This window comes from Ralstonia sp. 110700041-2, assembly GCF_056280165.1.
This window is the reverse complement of record NZ_JBSFAI010000035.1, coordinates 1-2,187: the sequence shown is the minus strand read 5'-3', so window position 1 is coordinate 2,187 and position 2,187 is coordinate 1. Positions and strand designations below refer to the sequence as shown.

Sequence of the window (2,187 nt, the reverse complement as noted above, 5' to 3'; positions counted from 1 at the left end):
CTGGTAATACTGGTTGATACAATCACAACCCAGTGTCGCGTTTGAGTGTGCGTCTCATCAACGCACCGCGACACCTTTACTACATTCCATATTGTTAAAGAACAGCCGAACTTTTACGCTCGTCTTGGCTAGGCCAAACGCAAACACCATCGACACAGCGTCGATGCTTGCGTTTGGTAACCAAAAGGTAATGGTGGAGGATGACGGGATCGAACCGACGACCCCCTGCTTGCAAAGCAGGTGCTCTCCCAGCTGAGCTAATCCCCCAGTCACGGCAGAGAACAACTTCCACCGTCCGTAACTTGGTGGGTCTGGTAGGACTTGAACCTACGACCCCCGCCTTATCAAGACGGTGCTCTAACCACCTGAGCTACAGACCCTTGGCTGTAACATCAAACAAACCGATAAGTGTGGACGCCTAACGTCGGATGCACGCTCTTAAAGGAGGTGATCCAGCCGCACCTTCCGATACGGCTACCTTGTTACGACTTCACCCCAGTCATGAACCCTACCGTGGTAATCGCCCTCCTTGCGGTTAGGCTAACTACTTCTGGTAAAGCCCACTCCCATGGTGTGACGGGCGGTGTGTACAAGACCCGGGAACGTATTCACCGCGGCATGCTGATCCGCGATTACTAGCGATTCCAGCTTCACGTAGTCGAGTTGCAGACTACGATCCGGACTACGATGCATTTTCTGGGATTAGCTCCACCTCGCGGCTTGGCAACCCTCTGTATGCACCATTGTATGACGTGTGAAGCCCTACCCATAAGGGCCATGAGGACTTGACGTCATCCCCACCTTCCTCCGGTTTGTCACCGGCAGTCTCTCTAGAGTGCCCTTTCGTAGCAACTAGAGACAAGGGTTGCGCTCGTTGCGGGACTTAACCCAACATCTCACGACACGAGCTGACGACAGCCATGCAGCACCTGTGTCCACTTTCTCTTTCGAGCACCTAATGCATCTCTGCTTCGTTAGTGGCATGTCAAGGGTAGGTAAGGTTTTTCGCGTTGCATCGAATTAATCCACATCATCCACCGCTTGTGCGGGTCCCCGTCAATTCCTTTGAGTTTTAATCTTGCGACCGTACTCCCCAGGCGGTCAACTTCACGCGTTAGCTACGTTACTAAGGAAATGAATCCCCAACAACTAGTTGACATCGTTTAGGGCGTGGACTACCAGGGTATCTAATCCTGTTTGCTCCCCACGCTTTCGTGCATGAGCGTCAGTGTTATCCCAGGGGGCTGCCTTCGCCATCGGTATTCCTCCACATCTCTACGCATTTCACTGCTACACGTGGAATTCTACCCCCCTCTGACACACTCTAGCCGTGCAGTCACCAATGCAATTCCCAAGTTAAGCTCGGGGATTTCACATCGGTCTTGCACAACCGCCTGCGCACGCTTTACGCCCAGTAATTCCGATTAACGCTTGGACCCTACGTATTACCGCGGCTGCTGGCACGTAGTTAGCCGGTCCTTATTCTTCCGGTACCGTCATCGACCCCAGGTATTAACCAGAGCCATTTCTTTCCGGACAAAAGTGCTTTACAACCCGAAGGCCTTCTTCACACACGCGGCATTGCTGGATCAGGCTTTCGCCCATTGTCCAAAATTCCCCACTGCTGCCTCCCGTAGGAGTCTGGGCCGTGTCTCAGTCCCAGTGTGGCTGATCGTCCTCTCAGACCAGCTACTGATCGTCGCCTTGGTGGGCCTTTACCCCACCAACTAGCTAATCAGACATCGGCCGCTCCTATAGCATGAGGCCTTGCGGTCCCCCACTTTCACCCTCAGGTCGTATGCGGTATTAGCTAATCTTTCGACTAGTTATCCCCCACTACAGGGCACGTTCCGATGTATTACTCACCCGTTCGCCACTCGCCATCAATCTAGCAAGCTAGATCATGCTGCCGTTCGACTTGCATGTGTAAGGCATGCCGCCAGCGTTCAATCTGAGCCAGGATCAAACTCTTCAGTTCAATCTGCTGTTTTCGCTCTTTACGAGCGGTCGCTCACTCTCAGAATCTGACTTGAACTTTCGTTCAAACCTTACTTCTGTGCGAGCACTTCATTACTTGTTAGCTAGCGGATCGAAATCCGCCGCACCCAGTATTAAGCGCCCACACTTATCGGCTGTTTGCTTGTTAAAGAACTTCGCGATCAACTTTGTTTATCGCGTCGCTGCGTT

2 tRNA genes and 1 rRNA gene are annotated in these 2,187 nt (G+C 52.5%); all 3 read right to left on the bottom strand.

The annotated features are described in order from the left end of the window. Positions 1–191: 191 nt before the first annotated feature. A tRNA-Ala gene (locus ACUXH0_RS26375) sits at positions 192–267 on the bottom strand. 36 nt (positions 268–303) lie between these two features. Beyond that, positions 304–380: transfer RNA gene (locus ACUXH0_RS26370), tRNA-Ile, on the bottom strand. 60 nt (positions 381–440) lie between these two features. Then, positions 441–1,978: ribosomal RNA gene (locus tag ACUXH0_RS26365) — 16S ribosomal RNA — on the bottom strand. Positions 1,979–2,187: the final 209 nt, after the last annotated feature.